Raw genomic sequence first — 2,099 nt, forward strand, 5'->3', positions numbered from 1 at the left:
GAGCGTCCTCGCCGCCTGCCGGGCCCGACTGTCCACCTTCAAAGTACCCGTCGAACTGTTCGAGGTGGCGGACCTTCCCCGCACCACCTCCGGGAAGATCGTGCGGCGAGACCTCGCCGGCCGGCCGGCGAGGAGGCTGGGCACAGAGGCCGCCGTGCAACCGGCGCCAGACCTCCTGGCCCTGGTGCGCGGCGAGGTGGCGGTCGTGCTCGGCTGTCCGGCGCCAACGGTGGAGCCCAACACCGCACTTCGGGACCTGGGCATGGACTCCCTGACGGCGACGGTGCTGCGGGAGCGGCTGACGGCGGCGACCGGCCTGCCGCTCTCCGAGGCCGTCGCCTTCGACTTTCCCACGGCCGCCGCGCTCGCCGCCCACCTCGGGGCACAAAGCGCCGCCGCGCCGGCCGGCGTCGCGCCCGTGAACCGCGGTGCGGCCCGGTTCGACGACGACCCCGTGGTGATCCTGGGGATGGCCTGCCGCTATCCCGCAGGCGTGACCTCTCCCGAGGAGCTGTGGCATCTGGTGAGCGAAGGCAAGGACGCCATCGGTCCCTTCCCCACCGACCGGGGCTGGGACACCCGGGCGCTGTACGACCCGGACCCCGGGCGGGCCGGACGGACGTATGTGCGCGAAGGCGGGTTCCTCTCGGGCGCGGACCGCTTCGACCCCGGCTTCTTCGGCATCTCCCCGCGCGAGGCGTTGGCGATGGACCCGCAGCACCGGCTGCTGCTCGAAGTGGCCTGGGAGACCTTCGAGTACGCCGGTCTGGTCCCCGAGACCCTGCGCGGCTCGGCGACCGGGGTGTACGTCGGGCTGATGTACAGCGACTACGCGCGGCACCTGGGCAGGACGCCCGAGCAGGTCGAGGGATACCTCGGCCTGGGCAACGCCGGAAGCGTCGCCTCGGGGCGGATCGCCTACACGTTCGGCCTCGAAGGCCCGGCCCTGACCGTGGACACGGCGTGTTCCTCGTCCCTGGTCGCCCTGCACCTGGCGGCCCAGGCGCTGCGCCGGGGGGAGTGTGCCTTCGCGTTGGCCGGCGGCGCCACGGTGATGTCGGGACCGTCGTCGTTCGTGGAGTTCAGCCGTCAGCGAGCACTGGCTCCGGACGGCCGCTGCAAGGCGTTCGGCGCGTCCGCCGACGGCACCGGATGGGCCGAGGGAGCCGGCATGCTGCTCCTGAGCCGTTTGTCCCACGCGCGTCGTACCGGACTTGCGGTACTGGCCACGGTGCGCGGCTCGGCGGTGAACCAGGACGGGGCGAGCAACGGGCTGACCGCACCGCACGGACCGGCGCAGCAGCGGGTGATCCGGCAGGCACTCGTGGACGCGGGGCTCGAACCCGGCGACATCGACGCGGTCGAGGCGCACGGCACCGGAACCCGGTTGGGGGACGTCATCGAGGCGGAGGCATTCTTCGCGACGTATGGGCGGCAGGCGCGAGCGCGTCCCCTGTGGCTGGGCTCGGTGAAGTCGAACATCGGTCACACCCAGGCCGCCGCCGGAGTGGCCGGCGTGATCAAGATGGTGCAGGCGATGCGGCACGGGGTGCTGCCGCGTACGTTGCACGCCGACGAGCCGACCCCGCGTGTCGACTGGTCGACGGGACGGATCGCGCTGCTGTCCCGGGCGGTGGAGTGGCCTGCGGCGGACCGTCCGCGCCGGGCGGGGGTGTCCTCGTTCGGCATCAGCGGTACCAACGCCCACGTGCTGCTCGAAGAGGCCCCGGCGGATGTCGAGTTCGCACCGCCGGGTGCGGTGGCGGACGGCGGGACCGCGAGCGCGCCCGTCGGGTCCGAGGCGGTGCCGCAACACGCGGCGCGTTCCGGACCGGCCGTAGTGTCCTTTCCGGCCGCGGCGTCCGTTCCGGTCGCGGTGTCGGCCAAGAGCGGGCCGGGGCTGCGGGCCCAGGCACGACGGCTGTACGACCGGGTGGCCGCCGCCCCCGATGCGGCTCCGGTGGACATCGGATACTCCCTCGCCACCACGCGTGCGTCCTTCGAGCACCGGGCCGTGCTGGTCGTCCGCGACCGTGCCGACCTGCTCGGCTCGCTGCGGGCCGTGGCGGACGGCGGGGACCGGCCCGGAGTGCACTCGG

1 protein-coding gene is annotated in these 2,099 nt (G+C 73.7%); it reads left to right on the top strand.

The window, feature by feature from the left end:
• A partial coding sequence (locus GT354_RS08590; protein WP_237534517.1) for a type I polyketide synthase occupies positions 1 to 2,099 on the top strand: 2,099 nt, incomplete at both ends.

Source organism: Streptomyces sp. SID3343 (assembly GCF_009865215.1).
Classification (GTDB): Bacteria; Actinomycetota; Actinomycetes; order Streptomycetales; family Streptomycetaceae; genus Embleya.